Raw genomic sequence first — 17,427 nt, 5'->3', positions numbered from 1 at the left:
TTTAATGTATATACACCTCTTAACTACTCAAAATTTTTTAACTATGAGGATTATATTAAACCATATTTACCAAGTTCTCCAATACAATACCGGCTATAGAAAAAACTCTTTCTTGTTTTGAAGGATTAGCACAATTATCAGAATTTCAAGCTATCATATTAAACAAACAAGCTAATAACTTTATAGGGGTAATATTTCAAATTTTAGACTCTATTGAGAAATTCACAGACAATAAACCAGTTATTCAAGCTTACCGATATGTATTAACCTACAAATTAAAGAATTATCATTATTTGAAGAAATGTTATCTACAACATGGTCTCAATCCAATGATTACTATAGTTCCTTAATTGAAATATGTGATTTATTCATACAAAATCACTATCTATCTTCTATAAAAAATATAGAACCTAAACACGATCAACCAGTGCAATATTATAAAGAAGCCATAGAGTGGTTAAATAAGTACTCGGACAAAGCAGAAGTGACTCAAACTATAGGCTAGCTGCCACTCTAAAATAGATGATATATTGAGCGAAGAAGAAGATTATAATGGAGCTTTAGCTAATTATAATGCAGCTGGTGTTGTACGTGATCCTCAAAAACAACGAGATGCAATGCTTATGGCATACAATACTTTCTTAGGAAACCCAAATAATAACGCAATTCAACAAACAGATATTTCAGAACAACAATAAAGAGAGGGATATCTTAATGGTATAATCAGCGATATTATTGATCTGTGACCGTTCACTGGTGTTAAGCGGCTTATTATTCCTCTCTGTCATCCCGTGATTTATTCACGGAATCCAGTAAAACATATAAAAATTTATTTTTATATGTTTATTTTATTAAACATGTAGTGTAGGTAACAATATTGAAGTTATTTTTTCTGGACCCCGTGGTCAGGCCACGGGGTGACAGTGAAAAACCCATGAACGCTCACATTGATCTATCTATCTCAGTAAATCATTTATGCTTACTTTAGCTCTAGTAGTTTTATCGACTTGTTTTACGATAACTACGCAATAAAGTCCAGGCTTACCGGCTTCCTTAGCAGGTAATACTCCTGGAACTACAACGGAATAAGCGGGAATTCTGCCGTAAATAATTTCACCTGTATCTCTGTATACTATTTTTGTAGAGCTACCGATAAACACCCCCATACTAATTACTGCTCCTTCCTCTACTATTACACCTTCTGCTATTTCCGATCTTGCACCGATAAAACAATTATCTTCAATGATAACAGGCTTTGCTTGCAACGGCTCAAGCACCCCACCTATTCCCGTGCCGCCTGAAATATGGCAATTCTTGCCGATTTGAGCACATGAGCCGATAGTAGCCCATGTATCAATCATTGTTCCCTCATCTATATAAGCACCTATATTAATGAAAGAAGGCATAATTACAACATTTTTAGCTATATAAGTACCTGTTCTAACAACAGCTCCGGGCACTGTGCGTATAGCTGCTTCTTTGAATGTATTTTTATCAGTATCTGCAGAAAATTTAGGAGCAACTTTGTCATACCAACTATTATAATTGTTATTATAAAGTTGTGATTCCGTAGTGATAAAATATAGCAATATAGCTTTCTTTACCCATTCATTAACTTGCCAACTATTTTCTTTCTTTTCACAAACACGAATCGTACCTTGATTTAAGCTTTCTATACTATCATTAAGAGTTTGCTTTAATGTTATAAGCTTTGAAAAATCTTGAAGAAGTTTGTCCTTAATTTGCCAAGCTTCTTCAATTTCTTTAATAAGAGAGGACATATCTTTTAACTGTTTTATTGCCAAAAATAATAAATGAGATTATCATAAAAGTCAAACATAACAATTATAATTAACTATGCATATTACTTGCCCAAATTGCCAAACAAGATTTATTGTTACAAGCAATCAAATAGGTATTAACGGACGACGAGTAAAATGTTCCAAATGTAGCCATTTGTGGTATCAGAAATTAGACTATAATAATAGTACATTAAATGACTTTAAAGATAAAGTAAACACGGGCACTATTAAAACTCCTATTAAAAATCATTACAATGCTAATGTGCCGGTTATTTTACCGTATATTCCTACTAAGAAAAAATATAATATATTTCCAATATTATGGACTAGCTTTATAATTTTTTGTTTAGTGATATTACTAATAGATAGCTTTAAATTCTTAGGTAAATATGATCAATTAAAGATAGAAGAAATTAATTTAGGCAAATCTCGTCATATAGGCGGTATGAAGATATTTTATAAATTATCTAATGAGTCTGATTATTTAATTTCCGATCCTATAATCAAAGTGAGAGTAATAGATACTAATAATCAAGCTTTAGATGAATATGTATCAATTACAAAACTACAAACAAAAATCCCTGCAAAACAAGCAATATATCTAGAAATGAATATTGAAGGGATCCCTATTACAGCAAAATATATTGATATTGTTATAGGTAATAGATTAGGACTTTTATTTAAGTGAGGATGTTGTTGCATAGACCTACAAAATCCACTGTCATCTCGTGGTTTAACCACGTGATCCATCAAAACAATTAAAACACTATTGAGTATTGTACAAATGTTGCCGTTGACTTAAGTATAAAGGCAATTGATGTCATTCCCACGTAGGCGGAAATCCAGAAAAACATATAAAAACTTGTTTTTATATGTTTATTTTTATTAAATATATAATCTATATTAAGGTCGTCTTGTCCCTACCTTTACAGGAATGACATACTAAACGTTCATACAATAGAGAGTCAAGCCACACTATAACACCTAACGCATTTTTCGACCTACGCAACGATGCCATGTGGGAATGACATAGGGGCTATGCAACAACATCACTTAAAAATAAAAATACCCATAAGCCGAAGCTTATGGGTATTACTAAAGATATAATAATTTTTTCGTGTATTAGGAAACACCACAACTTGAGCTATTAGTATCACTTGATACCATATTAACAATATCTGGAGCTTTAAATAATATAATGATTGCAGTAACTACCACTAAAGCTACTTCCCACTGCAATTTTCCTCTTAATGTTTGAATTCCCAGAACAATTATACCGACAACAGCTATACCTTTTGCAGTATTGCCTCTGAATACTTTAATTAACTTACATAATGCATCACCTACAGGATCGTCGGCATTATTACCTAAGCTATCAAAAGCTACCATAATAATAGCCACGCTTAGAATAGTAAATAATATGCGTAATGATAGATTATAATCGATTAATTCTTCGTTTAATTTACGAATAGGAAAGTTCATATGTTTTACCTCAATAAAATAATTAGCATTTAAAAAATAATGTATAATTTATTTATATATAAATCAACTCCTAAATATATGCAATTTTAATTAATATGCAAAAATATTTTAAAAATACTTTTAAAAATACTTATTTTAAGTAATATTATAATCACATATAGTATAATTTAACTTCCAAATATATAAACAAACGTAAATAAAAATAACCAAACCACATCTACAAAATGCCAGTACCATGCAGCACATTCAAACCCTAAATGTCCATTACCTTCTGTAGTAAAATCGCCTCTTTTTGCTCTAAAGTAGCAAATTATTAGAAATATAGTACCTATAATTACATGAGCTCCATGAAAACCTGTGGCTAAATAAAAATTAGAAGCATATATACCATCTGTAAATTTAAACGCCGCATGGTAATATTCATATGCCTGCATAGTTGTAAAAAATATTCCAAGCAATATGGTAAGAGCAAGTGCAGTTACACAATCTTTTTGATTTTTTTCTTCTAAGGCGTAGTGAGCCCAAGTAATGGTAGTGCCTGATAAGAGTAGTATTAAAGTATTGATAAAAGGAATATCAAACGGCTCAAAAGTTTTAATTGTAGGTGGAGGCCAAATGCCCTGCTTTACAACCCATACACCGTCTAAAAGACCTACGGGTGATAGACTTGATTTAAAAAAAGAAGCAAAAAATACACCAAAAAATACTATTTCCGTTAAGATAAATAACGCCATACCTATTTGTAAACCTTTTCTAACAGGACTAGTATGCTGATGTTCGACTATTCCTTCTTTCACTATATCTCTCCACCAAGAATATAAACAGTAACCTACTGAAATAATCCCTGCAGATAAAATATATATATTAAATTTGTAGCCATGCATGAACGAGACGCCGCCTATAACCAAAAGAAGTAAAGCAAAAGATGTTAGGACGGGCCAAGGGCTTGGGTCTACTATATGGAATAAGTGCGATTTAGTAATAGAATATGAATTATTTAAAATTATCTTTTGACTCATATTGTTATTTTATATTTCCTAATTATCACCAATAACAAACTACAAAAGTAATCTGCTATTCGCATAAAATAAATATAAATTATTATTGATGTAAAAGCAAATGCTAGAAGCAGATTATATAAAATATACCCAGTAACTCAGAATTACATTATTTATTATCAATGACAACTAAAATCTCTTGACTCTTTATATTATTCAACTAATATATAGACTGCTAATAATGTTTAAGCTCCATTGTTGCAAGACCAATCTGTCAAAACTTAATATTAAGTTATACCAGAGGTCTATTATTATAAGTGAGTAAAATCATGAAGTATAATGGAGGTTGTTGTCTTACAGCAACGGAACTTAACCCCTGGCACCTTTATTTATTAATTCTAAAAAATACAAATGCAAAAAATAAAGAACAAATTTAAAAAAGTTTTTCTTTGCATCACCATTTCTAATAATATTATTAATGTTTTTTTATTATCTTCTTAATATCTTAGAAGTAAAATATTTCTAGATTTTTTAACTAATTAAGTTGTTAACTCTAAATTTTCTTACTTAAAATTATAGAGATACGACAAATTATCTTCACTATTTTACTAGTTATTTCTGCAAATATTGCCTCAGTACTATCATTCATTATAGCAATATTTTTATGTTCAATTTCATCAAGTCGAAATTTAATAATATTATTTAATAATTCTGGCTCAACATTTTTATTTTCTAAATAATTTATTTGCTGTTCATAATGTTTTTCTATTACTTCTTCTACACTCTCGGTAATAAGCATCGCCGTTTTTATTCCCATCAAGGAAGATAAAGCACCAAGTAAAAATCCGTAATGATGCCAAAAAAATAATAAAAACGTGGGTCTTATTTCTTTTTCCAGTAATTTTTTTTCAAAATAATTTAAATGCACTTCTTCGTGGTCAAGCATTTCTTTAATCAATATATGATCATTTTGAGATTTAATATATTTTAGCTGTCCTTGATAAATTCTTTTTGCACCATATTCTCCAGCATGATTAACTCTAATTATCTCGTGAATTTGTTTGTCAGGGTCAGAAAAATCAGGTCTAGGCATAATGTATACTCGTTTAATTTGAAAAATTGGCTACATCATATTATAAAAGCTACGGTGCTCACGTATTAAGTATACGCTCCGCTCCTCGCCTTATAGTCTCCTTGCTCTTTTCCAAATTAAACTTTGTCTACTCTTCATTTACTTTGGAGTATACTTTGGAATAAATCGAAACTAGCAGGATTTAACTTATAATCCACTTCTGCCTGTTGTAGCACTTTTAAAGTCTTTAGACATTCAGTGAGACTAAGACCGTTTGCTATCTTCGTAAAATCATTAATATACTGATAGAAAATCGGTGGTGATAATGATTTTATTGCGAGTTCCAAACGCTCACCATTTTTTACTTTCGACAACACTATATATAAATTTAAATAATGCCTTATTAATGCTCTAATAATTAAAACTTCATTGATATTTTGTTTTTTTAATATATCAAGCTCTTGCAGAAAATTACTATAATCTTTTTTTGAAAAATACATTGCTAAATCATTGCCGTTTGCCGTAATTTCGCTACTTATAACTTCTAGAACGTCGTTTAAAGTAATTTCGCGTGCGTCGTGAACAAAATATATTAATTTATTTATTTCGCTACAAATTAAATCATGATCACCTTTTAAATGAGCTTTTAAATAAGTAATAGCTTCTTTACTTATAACTTTATTAGTTTTTGCTACTTTACCTAAAATAATTCGTTCAATTTTTGCTTCATCGTCATGATAACAAGCAACTGCCGCTAAATATTCTTCCGTTTCAAAAAACTTTCTAATGCTCCCACTAGAAGTAATTTCTTCACCTATAAATACAGGAAAATTTATATAATCCCTGTTTAGAATTATTTTTAAATTCTTATCAATTGAATTCCCAACCGATCTAATTTTAATTAATTCTTTTTGACCAAAAAAATTAGACGAATTAAGTAATATTTCTAAAGATGGAATATTAAGATCTGTGTATTCTATAGAAGTTTGTAGCATATTTAAGCTTTTTACTAAATGCTTACAAATTTTTTCTATATAACCTTTATCAGGACCATATAGTAAAAGAGCTCTAATCTTTCCGGATGTTATTAGTTCAAATAATCTACCTATTTGTGAAAAATAAAATTTCATAGCTTAACTATTTCCGTGTAAAATATAAAATTAATCTGCTACGAATTTCTTCTGCTGCTTGATATGCCAAGTCTATTCCTGTTTTATCTCTTTCAACATTTGTCGCATATGGTGTAAAAATAGCATTATATGACGTGTTTTGGTAAAACTTCTCTTCAATTAAAACCTTTTGGCTTTCTATATCAATTAATTTATATCGAACTAATTGATTAATATATTCCCTTAAAACATTAGAGTTTTTTTCAATAGTAGCAGGCATAGTTGTTGCGATAAGCTTTACTTTAAGCAGGTATTTTGCTTGTGCTTTCTGAGGTAAAATACTAGTTAAACGATGATAAAACTCAGCCCCTTCAATTGTTCGAATTGGTTCAACTTCAATAGCTTCTAAATCATTATTTCTACTGTATTTTTCACTATATACCGGTTTTAATTTACAACTGCTCATTAGAAAGAATATAATTATTACAAATAAAGAACGCATATATTAGATTAAGATTGGTTTTTTATATTAATAACAGTTTATTTCGATTTTGTGAAAGAAAATTATAATAATGAGTATTTATTAATATTTATTATGTTGACATTAATAAGTGAGACTTGTATGCTGCCACTTCAAAAGTTTAAGGTATTAGATGGTAAAAATAAGAACTTTTCCCCTACTAGAAAAAGTAACTTTAACAAAATATAGCTTAACAGAAAATATTGAAACACTCAAAGTAAATACAGATGAAGCTAAAACTGTAAAGATTACAAAAGAGGATTTAGAAAAATCTTTTGAGTTATATGAAGAAAAATTGATAATATTAGCACAAACACTATCATCACAAACATCAATTAGTTATGATGCTTATAACACTCAAACAGAGTATTACCCATTGATAGGAGAAGATGGAAATATCAAGTATATCCCTATCACTGAATTATAATTTTTTAAGCTTTAAATTTAATCGGTAAGTTTTACATACTTACCGTTTTTTATTAAAGAACTCTCTATATCTTCCTTGCAAATCTAATACTCTATGTTAAATTTACAAGGAAGATTCTTGTCCGATAATTTACAAAATTTTTATACAAGCTCCATTATTGTATGCTTATTTTTTCCGATTATAGACATATCATCTTCTAAATATTTGTGCATATCTTCTGCCCAACCGTGCCATGGTTCTATATTAAGCCGGTCTATAATATCTCGTTCACAATTTTGCAATATTTCTAATATTTTTTCAACTAATGTTTGTTCTTTATCCTCAACCGCATCATGTAAGATATACTTATTATTTTTATCAAATAGAAATGCTTTTAGTGCAGCTTCATCATTCTTGTCTATTAATGCTTTGAATTTTCTTAAGAAGCTTCTTTTTTAGAAACATCCCTCTCTATATCATCATCATCTGAACGTGGTGATGTTAGTGAATCCTGAGTATTAGAGTTATTACTATTTTTTGTAAAAAACTTAAAAAAAGATGTTTTTTTATCGACTGTAGTATTTGTTCTTTAGTCATTAATTCTCCTAAATATAAGATTATAAATTTAAAATAATAACGCAATAAAGTTGAATTATATATTACTTCATTGATTAAGAATTGTTAATTTATCACAATGTCATTAATTACTGAAGTTTTATATTTTCCATATCCCAATCATGAGAAATAGTATTATACTTTAACATATAAGGCTTAGTATCTATAGAATCTAGAGTTACATCAGCAATCATATCATCATGCGACGAGATAAGTTCATTATAACCGAAATTAGCATAATAAGGTTGATAATTTCTAAATCTAACCGTTATAAACTTCTCTTTAGTAATAGCAGGTAAGAATTTCACCAAATCATCAAGATTACTTAACGCTAAATCTTTCATCTCAAAAATTTGCAATCTATAAACATTTTTATAATCTTTAGTAAAAAACGTTGGTATAGAGCTAAAGCTACTACCGGATTGAACGGAAGCTATACTTAGAGCTTTAAGCGGAATACCTGATTTATTACTAAAATAATCATCGGCTTCAAAAAATACTGCACCGCCGAAATTTATCATTTTAGCGATTTTATTATTGTTCACATCATATAAATCTACTGCTTGTTCTAGCTTTTTTCCGTCACGAAATATAGTAAGTTTAATAGCGATTCCTTTGAAATTATCCATTTCTCTATCAAATAATGCTAGATTGCCGCCGAGTTCCTTATCATTAACTGCCCAAATAATATCACCGGCTTTTAAAGATTTTTCGGCAGGTGATCCGGCTAGAACTGCCTTCACGCTTATCACTCTATTTCTACTATCAGGAAATTTCTTTATATATTTATCCATTTCTTCTTTAGGGAAATTGTGATGTCTCACTGCTTTATTTAAAGAATATAACTCGCTTATTATTCCTATATGTTTTCTGCCTGGTTGTTTATTATTCTTTAAACTTTCTAAAGTGCGAGCTACATAATCACCGTGCAGCGCTAGAGAATGAGTTTTACCGCCACCATATAATACTCCTATAGCCTCAATCTTATCGTTTAATACCGGTGAACCGCTAGCACCTCCTGTAGTATTTAAATTAATAACATAAGTACATTGCGGCATTAAACCTTCAATATTATAAAGATCAGACAAATAACCGGTATGGAAAGAAAAACCTTTTGCTTCTGTGTTACCGACTACAAAAACCTTTTGATTTAATTTTGGAAATTCGCTTGCAAAAGATATTTGCGTTGCTGATGCCGGTATATCTTTACTCTCTACTTTTAAAACGGCATAATCTTGCCAAATATCGTAATAGATAAGTTTTGCTTCTGCCTGCTCACCGTTATAAAAAGTAACAAAATAAGTTCCGATAGACGCACCGCCGACAACATGAGTATTAGTAATTATATAACCGTTGTTCTTATCGTTGATAAATCCCGTTCCAGTCCAACTACTTGTATCGTCATATGCCGATACGGCAATTCTAGTATCGATCGTTACGATTGCTTTCTTTGCTTTTTCAAATATAATAGTGCTTGTTTCGCTAGATGCTAAAACTATATTATTTAGGACAACTAAATTAATAATAAATAAAAGTTTTAGTAAAATCGGTAGTTTTTTCATTGTCACCTCTTGTAAAATCATTTAAGCCGCACTATATCAAATCAAAAGTCATAATAAAATAAAAAAAAGAAAACGAGGAATCTTATGGGAAAAGTAATAGGTATCGACCTTGGGACTACCAACTCTTGTGTTGCGGTCATGGAAGGTAAAGAACCAAAGGTAATAGAAAATGCAGAAGGTGAAAGAACTACGCCGTCAATAATAGCTTTTGCAAACGGCGAAAAATTAGTCGGGCAATCTGCTAAGAGGCAAGCAGTAACTAACCCTCGCAATACTATATATGCGGTAAAGCGATTAATCGGTAGAAATTTTATCGATCCTATGGTCAGGAAAGACCAAGGTATTGTACCGTATAATATAGTTAAAGCCGATAACGGGGATGCATGGGTCGAAGCGGATAATAATAAATATTCACCAAGTCAAATTAGTGCATTCATTTTACAAAAAATGAAAGAAACTGCTGAGAATTATTTAGGGGACAAAGTAACACAAGCAGTAATTACCGTACCTGCTTATTTTAATGATGCACAACGTCAAGCAACAAAAGATGCCGGTAAAATAGCAGGTCTTGAGGTCCTGAGAATAATCAACGAGCCGACTGCTGCAGCTCTTGCTTACGGTTTCGAGAAATCGGCAAGTAAAACTATTGCAGTATACGATCTTGGCGGCGGAACATTCGATGTTTCAATTCTTGAGATCGCTGACGGTGTTTTTGAAGTGAAATCAACAAACGGCGATACATTCCTTGGCGGTGAAGATTTCGATACAAGAATATTAAACCATTTAATAGATGTATTCAAAAAAGAAAACGGTATAGATTTAAGTAAAGATCCTTTAGCACTTCAACGTTTGAAAGAAGCCGCGGAAAAAGCTAAGAAAGAGCTATCTTCTGCAGTAACTACCGATATTAATTTACCTTATATTACGGCTGATAGTAGCGGTCCAAAACACTTAAATATTAAATTTACTAGAGCTGAACTAGAAAAATTAGTAGATGATTTAATTGAAAAAACAATTGAGCCTTGCCGTAAAGCATTACAGGATGCAGGTTTTAAAGCTTCTGATATTCAAGAAGTAGTATTAGTAGGCGGTATGACTAGAATGCCGAAAGTACAAGAAGCCGTAAAAAAATTCTTCGGACGTGAGCCTCATAAAGGCGTAAATCCCGATGAGGTTGTAGCTCTCGGTGCTGCTATTCAAGGCGGAGTACTTAATAAAGAAGTAACGGATATATTATTATTAGACGTTACACCTCTATCCCTTGGCATTGAAACTCTTGGCGGCGTATTTACAAGATTAATCGATCGTAATACTACTATACCTACTAAGAAAAGTCAGGTATTCTCAACTGCTGATGATAACCAGCATGCCGTAACTATTAGAGTATTCCAAGGTGAACGTGAAATGGCAAAAGATAATAAATTACTTGGTCAGTTTAATCTCGAAGGTATACCTCCTGCACCAAGAGGTTTGCCGCAAATAGAAGTAACGTTTGACATTGATGCTAACGGAATAGTGCATGTTTCAGCTAAAGATAAAGCAAGCGGTAAAGAGCAGAAAGTAACTATTCAAGCTTCCGGTGGTCTTAGCGATGCGGAAATTGAACAAATGGTTAAAGATGCCGAACAAAATGCTGATGAAGACAAAAAGCGTAAGGAACTTATTGAAACAAAAAATGCTGCCGATAGTTTAGTTTATTCTACTGAAAAAACTCTTACAGAATATGGCGATAAATTATCATCAGACGATAAAGGAGCTGTTGAAGAAGCACTAGCCGCTTTAAAAGCCGTGCTTGAGTCGGAAGACGCTGCTTTGATTAAAGAAAAGACCGAAAGTTTAACTGCAGCTAGCATGAAAATCGGTGAAGCGATGTATAAAGCACAAAGCGAGAGCCAACCTGCTGAAGAAAGTGCCGCTAATGATGAAAAAATAGTAGATGCCGACTTTCAAGATGTAGAGAAGAAGTAGAAGTAATTTCGTTATTGCGAGGAGCGAAGCGACGTGGCACTCTCGTTAAATATCCTGAGATTGCTTTGTCAAGTTACTATGTAATTTTCCTCGTAATGACGTTACAATCTCATTTTATAAATTAAATTATGTCACAAAATTATTACCAAATACTAGGGGTTAGTAAAACAGCTAGCCAAACTGACCTTAAAAAAGCCTACCTCAAGCTAGCCAAGCAATATCACCCTGATACTACTGATGCTAAAGATGCTGAAAAGAAATTTAAAGAAATCAATGCCGCTTATGATGTTCTAAAAGATGAGCAAAAAAGAGCTGCTTATGACCGTTTGGGACACGATGCTTTTCAAAATCAACAATCACGAGGGGGAGGAGGAAATCATGGCGGTTTTCACCCTGATATTAACGACATATTCGGTGACTTCTTTAGCGACTTTATGGGAGGCAGCAGAAGATCATCACGCCCAACTTCAGCTAAAGTTAGAGGCTCAGATTTAAAATATAATCTGACAATTAACCTAGAGGAAGCATTTCACGGTATAGAAAAAAATATTAGCTTTGCTAGCGCAGTAAAATGCGATACTTGTCACGGTAGCGGTTCTGAAAAAGGTGAAACCATAACTACTTGCGATGCTTGCAGCGGTGTTGGAGCAACTAGAATGCAGCAAGGATTCTTTACGATCGAACAAGCTTGTCATAAATGCCAAGGTAACGGACACATTATAAAAAATCCTTGCAAGAAATGTCATGGCATGGGACGTTACCATAAACAACGAAATTTATCGGTAAACATTCCTGCCGGTGTTGAAAACGGTACTAGAATAAGACATACCGGAGAAGGGGAAGCAGGTATTAGAGGCGGTAATAGCGGTGATTTATACGTTGATATAACAATAAAACCACATGATATTTATAAAGTAGACGGAGCACATCTACATTGTAAACTACCTATTAGTTTTGTGAATGCTGCTCTTGGAGGAGAGATAGAAGTACCGGTAATTGAAGGCGGAAAAGTAAACTTAACAATTCCTGCAGGCACACAAAACGGGGATCAATTAAGGCTACGCAGCAAAGGTATGTCTAAAATGAGATCAACTATTAGGGGTGATATGCTTACGCATATTCATGTCGAAGTACCTAAAAATTTATCTAAAAGACAACGTGAATTACTAGAAGAATTCAAAAAAGAATCCATAAATGAAAAAGAAAATGACGACAGCTTTTTTAATAAAATGAAAAGTCTGTGGTCGTAAATTTTATTTACCTTTCCTATAGAAATGAAACCTACAATATTATAAAATATTATTTGCATAATATTACCGGAGGTTTTTATGCCTTATAAAAATAATAACGATTTACCTGATTCAGTTAAAAATCATCTTCCGATCCATGCTAAGGATATTTATCGCAAAGCTTTTAATCATGGCATTTGAACCATATAAGGATGCCGATAAAAGACGTGGAAATGACTCTAGAGAGACAGTTGCATATAAAGTAGCATGGTCGGCCGTAGAAAAAAATACCATAAAAATGATAAAGGACATTGGGTAGAGAAATAAGTCCAAGAATATAGACCTATTCAGAAACTCTACTTCTAGGGGTAATTTGTACGTCGATCCGGTACTCGAATCCTTACGTACAAGTGTACGCTGCGGTTCTGCGTTTTGTATTTCCCTCAAATGCCTCCTTATAAACGAGTTTCTGAATAGGTCTAATTTGTAAGTTTGTGAGATTTTAAATTGAATCCTTGAAATTCTATAAGCCTATATGTATATTTAGTTATTAACTGAATTTAAGTTCTTATGAAATTAACAAAATTATTGAGTACCCTTTTAGTTATAGGGTTAGTTTTAGGCGGGTGCAAAAACAAAAAAACCAGTGATGACATAGTAGTCCCTATCCCTACCCTTTATAATGAAGGTATTACCTTATTGGAAAAGAAAAAATATAATAAAGCTGCAGAAGAATTCGGAAGAATATTTTACCAGCATCCAGGTAATGAAATGACGCCGCAAGCCGAAGTGATGCAGGCTTATTCTTTATTTCTCGCCGCTCAATATGAAGAAGCGGTTGATGTGCTTGATATGTTCATTAATTTGCACCCTGCAAATGTTGACATTGCTTATGCATATTACCTTAAAGCATTATCATATTATATGTTAATTTCAGACGTAAATCATGATCAATCTAGAACTTTCCTAGCTAAAGATAGTTTTGAAGACATAATAGCAAAATTCCCAAATACTAAATATGCTATTGACTCATCTTTAAAAATTGACCTAGTAAACGATCATTTAGCAGGTAAAGAGATGATGGTAGGTCGGTTTTACTTAAAGAAAAAGAATCCGATGGCAGCTATAAATAGATTTGAAGAGGTAATTGATAATTATCAAACTACTTCTCACTCGGTAGAAGCTCTTTACCGTTTAGCCGAGAGTTATATGATGCTCGGACTTCCGGATGAAGCAAAAAAATATGCCTCAGTGCTAGGTTACAACTATCCTGAGAGTCAATGGTATAGTTATGCGTACAGGCTAGTTCAGAACCACCAAAATTAAGCGGCATATGTTCTACAGTCTCTCAGTTAAAAACTTCATTCTGATAGACGATCTGGAAATTGAGTTTAATAAAGGTTTATGTGTTATTACCGGTGAAACGGGAGCCGGTAAATCTATTTTACTTGATGCTATTTTATTTTGCTTAGGTTATAAAACTTTAAATAATATAATAAAGCGTGGAAAAGATTACGCTGTTGTTAATATCATATTCTCTTTAAATGAAGAAATAAAAAATTTTCTGATTCAAAATTTTATTGAACCTGAAGAGTTATTGTTTGTAAAGTGTCTGCAAAAAGCCGAAGGACGAAAAAATTTTTTCATTAATAATCAAGTGGTTACTAAAGCTCTTATGCAGCAGTTAGCTACTTATTTATTCGAGCTTCATGGACAAAATAATAATATTTCTCTTCTAGAAGCAAATACGCAGCGTGATATTTTAGATAGTTATGGAAATCTTTTAGACTTTCGAGCGGAGCTTTCCAAATGCTATCAGACTTGGCAAAATACTCGGAAAGAAATGGCCGAAATAACACTTAAGCAAAATGCTATAGAACAAGAAATTGATTATTTGAGCTTTGCAACGGAAGAATTAACTAAACTGAACATTCAAACAGGTGAAGAAGAAAAATTAGCCAATCTACGAAAAGATTTGCAAAATAAAGATAAGGATTTACAGCTAATAAAAGATATTCTAGAACAGATTAATAACCCTGAAATAAATACATCGATTAATAGAGCAACGAAATTATTAGCAAGGCAAGGCAACAATGAGCGTTTTGAAGCTATCGTTACAAGTTTAGAGGAAGCCTATAATAATCTAGAAGAAGCACGCCAAGAATTATCAAATCTGTTAGATAGTTTCAATTATGAGGAATATAACCTTGAAGAAACAGAAGAAAGATTATTTTTAATAAAAGCTATTAGCCGTAAATATAATGTTCCTGCTGATGCGTTAGGTGTATTTTTAGATAAATCTTTAGAGCAGCTTAGTATATTAAAAAACAAAATAGCAAATAGTAATGAGTTGAAAGCTCAAGAAGTACTACTGCAGAAAAAATATTATGAACTAGCGAGTAATTTATCTGCAAAGCGTCTTATTGTTGCAAAACATCTAGAAGAATCGTTGCATCAGGAGCTAAAACAGCTTAAAATGGCGAAAGCAATTTTTGAGATTGAGATAAATGCTAAAGAACCAACAGCTGACGGGAATGACGATATTGTGTTTAAAGCGTCTACTAACCCGGGAACGGCAGCTGCAGCAATTAATAAAATCGCTTCCGGCGGTGAATTATCAAGATTCATGTTAGCTTTAAAAACTTCTTTGTTTGATAAAATGGTAAAGCCATCTATTATATTTGATGAAATAGATGTCGGGATTGGCGGAGAGGTCGCAGATAAAGTAGGTGAGCGATTAAAAAAACTTAGTAGCGTTACTCAAGTAATAGTTATTACGCACCAACCGCAGGTAGCAGGTAAAGCGGATTTGCATATAAAAATCGAGAAAACACAGCTAGAGGAAGAAACGAAAGTAACGGTAAAAGCTTTAAATTTATCTGAAAGACAGGAGGAACTCGCCCGCATGATTTCAGGTAAAACAATCACCAAAGCAAGTTTAAAAGCAGCAAAGGAGTTGTTGCATTTGTAATAGGCACTAGCGGTACGGTTTTTATGTCATCCCTGCGAAAGCGAAAATGACATAATAGAGAACATATGAACAACAACTACACAAAATTAGAAAACGAATTTGCAACCATCTCACATTTTAATAATATCTTGAGCATATTATACTGGGATGTTGCCGTAAATATGCCTATGGGTTCAGAGTAGGACAAACGAAATAGTAACTTTAACGTCGCTAGTTCATTCTATGCTCAAATCTCCTATTCTAAAGGAGCTACTTAGCAAAGCAAAAGAAGAATCAAAGAACCTTGATGAATGGCAGAATGGTAATATTAGAGAGATTGAGAGAAAAGTAACAGATGCAAATTGTATTGACGAGCAGCTACAAAAGAAATTGGTAACAGCTACTACTAAAGCCGCACTTGTTTGGCGAGAAGCAAGAAAACATAACGACTATAATTTATTTAAATCACACTTACAAAAAGTCTTAGATTATACGAAAGAAGTTGCTAAAGTACGAGCAGATGCTTTTAATTGCGGATTATACGACTCATTAATAGATATGTTTGATCCAAGCAGAAAAAGTAGCGAGATCAAACAAGTTTTTTCAGTACTTAAAAAAAAACTTCCGCAGCTCATAAATAAAGTTTTAGAAAAACAGAAAACCGAGAAAGAATTAGTACAACACAGCAAACTAGCTCCTGAAATGCAAAAGCGTATCGGAAAACGCATTATGGGAATTATGCAGTTTGATCTAACAAAAGGACGATTAGACGAATCGACTCATCCTTTTTGTGGTGGGACACCAAACGATATACGTTTAACTACTAGGTATGATAAAGATAATTTCATAAGCAGTTTAATGGGAATTATTCACGAAACAGGACATGCTTTATATGAGCAGAATCTACCGGAAATATATATAAGGGCAGCCGGTTGGGCTTGCTAAAGGTATGGCCTTCCATGAAAGCCAATCTTTATTTATGGAAATGCAAGTAGGTAGATCAAGAGAATTTACCGAATTTTTAGCTAAATTACTTAGAGACGAATTTGCTTTTAAAAGCGAAGAATATTCAGCGGCAAGTTTATATAGAAAAATTACAAGAGTTACGCCTGATTTTATAAGAGTAGATGCAGATGAAGTAACTTATCCGATGCATGTAATATTACGTTTTGAGATAGAGGAAATGCTTATCAATGGCGACTTGAATCTCGATGAGTTACCAAACTGTTGGGATAGTAAGATGCAGGAATATTTAGGCGTTAAACCGGTAAGTTTTAGTAACGGCTGTCTTCAAGATATTCATTGGTCACACGGAAATTTCGGTTACTTTCCCGCCTATACAAACCCGCCTATACAAACGGTGCAATTATCGCATCAATGGTGATGAAAAAAGTAAAAGAGATGCATTCAAATATAAAAGATGATATATTAAAGGGTGATTTTAGTAATCTAAATAATTATCTAAATAAGAATTTTAGAAATCTCGGTTCGTTAAAAAATTCAGCCGATTTATTAAAAAGTGCTAGCGGTGAGGAAAAAATTAGCCCTGAGGTGTATATAAGATATTTAGAAGGGAAGTATTTATAGTAATAAAATCGTTATTGCGAGGAAATTATGAAGTAATTGACGAAGCAATCTCGGAAGAATTGCTGAGATTGCCACGCAGCCTATGTCTGCTCGCAATGACGGCTTATGACAAAAACTAAACAATACA

General features: G+C 32.4%; 18 protein-coding genes and 1 pseudogene. 11 read left to right on the top strand and 8 right to left on the bottom strand.

All coding sequences use genetic code 11. From position 1 onward, the window contains the following. Positions 1 to 301 precede the first annotated feature (301 nt). Together RAT170B_RS10180 and RAT170B_RS10175 are read left to right on the top strand one after the other, a co-directional pair. A complete protein-coding gene (locus RAT170B_RS10180) occupies positions 302 to 505 on the top strand; it encodes a hypothetical protein (protein ID WP_186786274.1) in 204 nt (67 codons plus the stop codon). 25 nt (positions 506 to 530) lie between these two features. Further along, positions 531 to 698 (top strand): hypothetical protein, encoded by a 168-nt coding sequence (locus tag RAT170B_RS10175; protein ID WP_186786273.1) that lies wholly within the window; start codon positions 531 to 533, stop codon positions 696 to 698. A 258-nt stretch (positions 699 to 956) separates the two neighbouring features. On the opposite strand, the gene dapD is transcribed toward RAT170B_RS10175, so the two are convergent. Continuing rightward, the gene (dapD, locus tag RAT170B_RS00680) at positions 957 to 1,781 is read right to left on the bottom strand and encodes a 2,3,4,5-tetrahydropyridine-2,6-dicarboxylate N-succinyltransferase (RefSeq protein ID WP_014013950.1); all 825 of its coding nucleotides are present in this window, start codon (positions 1,779 to 1,781) and stop codon (positions 957 to 959) included. 76 nt (positions 1,782 to 1,857) lie between these two features. Here dapD and RAT170B_RS00675 point away from each other — a divergent pair, with 76 nt between their 5' ends. Then, positions 1,858 to 2,490: an MJ0042-type zinc finger domain-containing protein gene (locus RAT170B_RS00675; protein ID WP_014013949.1), complete on the top strand. Its 633-nt coding sequence runs from the start codon at positions 1,858 to 1,860 to the stop codon at positions 2,488 to 2,490. 434 nt (positions 2,491 to 2,924) lie between these two features. Here RAT170B_RS00675 and RAT170B_RS00670 read toward each other — a convergent pair whose 3' ends face one another. From RAT170B_RS00670 to RAT170B_RS00650, 5 genes are all read right to left on the bottom strand, one after another. After that, a complete protein-coding gene (locus tag RAT170B_RS00670) occupies positions 2,925 to 3,284 on the bottom strand; it encodes a TrbC/VirB2 family protein (protein WP_045805339.1) in 360 nt (119 codons plus the stop codon). 167 nt (positions 3,285 to 3,451) lie between these two features. Further along, complete coding sequence (locus RAT170B_RS00665; RefSeq protein WP_041404303.1) at positions 3,452 to 4,303, bottom strand: cytochrome c oxidase subunit 3; 852 nt, start codon at positions 4,301 to 4,303, stop codon at positions 3,452 to 3,454. Between the two features lie 532 nt (positions 4,304 to 4,835). Continuing rightward, the gene (locus RAT170B_RS00660; protein ID WP_014013946.1) at positions 4,836 to 5,375 is read right to left on the bottom strand and encodes a demethoxyubiquinone hydroxylase family protein; all 540 of its coding nucleotides are present in this window, start codon (positions 5,373 to 5,375) and stop codon (positions 4,836 to 4,838) included. Positions 5,376 to 5,509: 134 nt separating this feature from the next. Next, positions 5,510 to 6,484, bottom strand: a complete 975-nt coding sequence (holA, locus tag RAT170B_RS00655; RefSeq protein ID WP_045805338.1) for a DNA polymerase III subunit delta — start codon at positions 6,482 to 6,484, stop codon at positions 5,510 to 5,512. A 7-nt stretch (positions 6,485 to 6,491) separates the two neighbouring features. Continuing rightward, positions 6,492 to 6,965 (bottom strand): hypothetical protein, encoded by a 474-nt coding sequence (locus RAT170B_RS00650; protein ID WP_014013944.1) that lies wholly within the window; start codon positions 6,963 to 6,965, stop codon positions 6,492 to 6,494. Positions 6,966 to 7,116: 151 nt separating this feature from the next. Between RAT170B_RS00650 and RAT170B_RS00645 the strand changes: the two genes are divergently transcribed. Then, the gene (locus RAT170B_RS00645; RefSeq protein ID WP_045805337.1) at positions 7,117 to 7,410 is read left to right on the top strand and encodes a hypothetical protein; all 294 of its coding nucleotides are present in this window, start codon (positions 7,117 to 7,119) and stop codon (positions 7,408 to 7,410) included. 140 nt (positions 7,411 to 7,550) lie between these two features. Here RAT170B_RS00645 and RAT170B_RS10170 read toward each other — a convergent pair whose 3' ends face one another. Both RAT170B_RS10170 and RAT170B_RS00640 read right to left on the bottom strand, forming a co-directional pair. Then, positions 7,551 to 7,691 (bottom strand): hypothetical protein, encoded by a 141-nt coding sequence (locus RAT170B_RS10170; protein ID WP_014120565.1) that lies wholly within the window; start codon positions 7,689 to 7,691, stop codon positions 7,551 to 7,553. 402 nt (positions 7,692 to 8,093) lie between these two features. Further along, a complete protein-coding gene (locus tag RAT170B_RS00640; protein ID WP_014120564.1) occupies positions 8,094 to 9,587 on the bottom strand; it encodes a S1C family serine protease in 1,494 nt (497 codons plus the stop codon). Between the two features lie 63 nt (positions 9,588 to 9,650). On the opposite strand from RAT170B_RS00640, the gene dnaK reads away from it, so the two are divergent. From dnaK to RAT170B_RS00610, 7 genes and pseudogenes are all read left to right on the top strand, one after another. After that, on the top strand, positions 9,651 to 11,534 hold the full coding sequence (dnaK, locus tag RAT170B_RS00635) for a molecular chaperone DnaK (protein WP_014013940.1): 1,884 nt from the start codon (positions 9,651 to 9,653) through the stop codon (positions 11,532 to 11,534). A gap of 128 nt (positions 11,535 to 11,662) precedes the next feature. Then, positions 11,663 to 12,784 (top strand): molecular chaperone DnaJ, encoded by a 1,122-nt coding sequence (gene dnaJ / locus RAT170B_RS00630; protein ID WP_045805336.1) that lies wholly within the window; start codon positions 11,663 to 11,665, stop codon positions 12,782 to 12,784. A 78-nt stretch (positions 12,785 to 12,862) separates the two neighbouring features. Continuing rightward, on the top strand, positions 12,863 to 12,964 hold the full coding sequence (locus RAT170B_RS10920) for a ChaB family protein (RefSeq protein ID WP_014013938.1): 102 nt from the start codon (positions 12,863 to 12,865) through the stop codon (positions 12,962 to 12,964). Next, on the top strand, positions 12,954 to 13,082 hold the full coding sequence (locus RAT170B_RS10915) for a cation transport regulator ChaB (protein ID WP_045805335.1): 129 nt from the start codon (positions 12,954 to 12,956) through the stop codon (positions 13,080 to 13,082). The genes RAT170B_RS10920 and RAT170B_RS10915 overlap by 11 nt, the downstream gene beginning before the upstream one ends. Positions 13,083 to 13,333: 251 nt before the next feature. After that, a complete protein-coding gene (locus RAT170B_RS00620) occupies positions 13,334 to 14,089 on the top strand; it encodes an outer membrane protein assembly factor BamD (RefSeq protein WP_045805334.1) in 756 nt (251 codons plus the stop codon). Between the two features lie 7 nt (positions 14,090 to 14,096). Continuing rightward, a complete protein-coding gene (gene recN, locus RAT170B_RS00615; RefSeq protein WP_014013936.1) occupies positions 14,097 to 15,734 on the top strand; it encodes a DNA repair protein RecN in 1,638 nt (545 codons plus the stop codon). A 65-nt stretch (positions 15,735 to 15,799) separates the two neighbouring features. Then, a pseudogene (locus tag RAT170B_RS00610) lies at positions 15,800 to 17,300 on the top strand (carboxypeptidase M32). Positions 17,301 to 17,427 lie beyond the last annotated feature (127 nt).

The sequence above is a fragment of the Rickettsia argasii T170-B genome (genome assembly GCF_000965185.1).
Lineage (GTDB): Bacteria > Pseudomonadota > Alphaproteobacteria > Rickettsiales > Rickettsiaceae > Rickettsia > Rickettsia rickettsii.
This window is presented reverse-complemented; position numbering and strand designations above follow the sequence as displayed.

Coding starts and splice junctions, on each gene's coding strand:
- RAT170B_RS10180 (WP_186786274.1), top strand. CDS start 302: ATGTTATCTACAACATGGTCTCAATCCAATGATTACTATAGTTCCTTA.
- dapD (WP_014013950.1), bottom strand. CDS start 1,781: ATGTCCTCTCTTATTAAAGAAATTGAAGAAGCTTGGCAAATTAAGGAC.
- RAT170B_RS00675 (WP_014013949.1), top strand. CDS start 1,858: ATGCATATTACTTGCCCAAATTGCCAAACAAGATTTATTGTTACAAGC.
- RAT170B_RS00670 (WP_045805339.1), bottom strand. CDS start 3,284: ATGAACTTTCCTATTCGTAAATTAAACGAAGAATTAATCGATTATAAT.
- RAT170B_RS00665 (WP_041404303.1), bottom strand. CDS start 4,303: ATGAGTCAAAAGATAATTTTAAATAATTCATATTCTATTACTAAATCG.
- RAT170B_RS00660 (WP_014013946.1), bottom strand. CDS start 5,375: ATGCCTAGACCTGATTTTTCTGACCCTGACAAACAAATTCACGAGATA.
- holA (WP_045805338.1), bottom strand. CDS start 6,484: ATGAAATTTTATTTTTCACAAATAGGTAGATTATTTGAACTAATAACA.
- RAT170B_RS00650 (WP_014013944.1), bottom strand. CDS start 6,965: ATGCGTTCTTTATTTGTAATAATTATATTCTTTCTAATGAGCAGTTGT.
- RAT170B_RS00645 (WP_045805337.1), top strand. CDS start 7,117: ATGGTAAAAATAAGAACTTTTCCCCTACTAGAAAAAGTAACTTTAACA.
- RAT170B_RS00640 (WP_014120564.1), bottom strand. CDS start 9,587: ATGATTTTACAAGAGGTGACAATGAAAAAACTACCGATTTTACTAAAA.
- dnaK (WP_014013940.1), top strand. CDS start 9,651: ATGGGAAAAGTAATAGGTATCGACCTTGGGACTACCAACTCTTGTGTT.
- dnaJ (WP_045805336.1), top strand. CDS start 11,663: ATGTCACAAAATTATTACCAAATACTAGGGGTTAGTAAAACAGCTAGC.
- RAT170B_RS10920 (WP_014013938.1), top strand. CDS start 12,863: ATGCCTTATAAAAATAATAACGATTTACCTGATTCAGTTAAAAATCAT.
- RAT170B_RS10915 (WP_045805335.1), top strand. CDS start 12,954: ATGGCATTTGAACCATATAAGGATGCCGATAAAAGACGTGGAAATGAC.
- RAT170B_RS00620 (WP_045805334.1), top strand. CDS start 13,334: ATGAAATTAACAAAATTATTGAGTACCCTTTTAGTTATAGGGTTAGTT.
- recN (WP_014013936.1), top strand. CDS start 14,097: ATGTTCTACAGTCTCTCAGTTAAAAACTTCATTCTGATAGACGATCTG.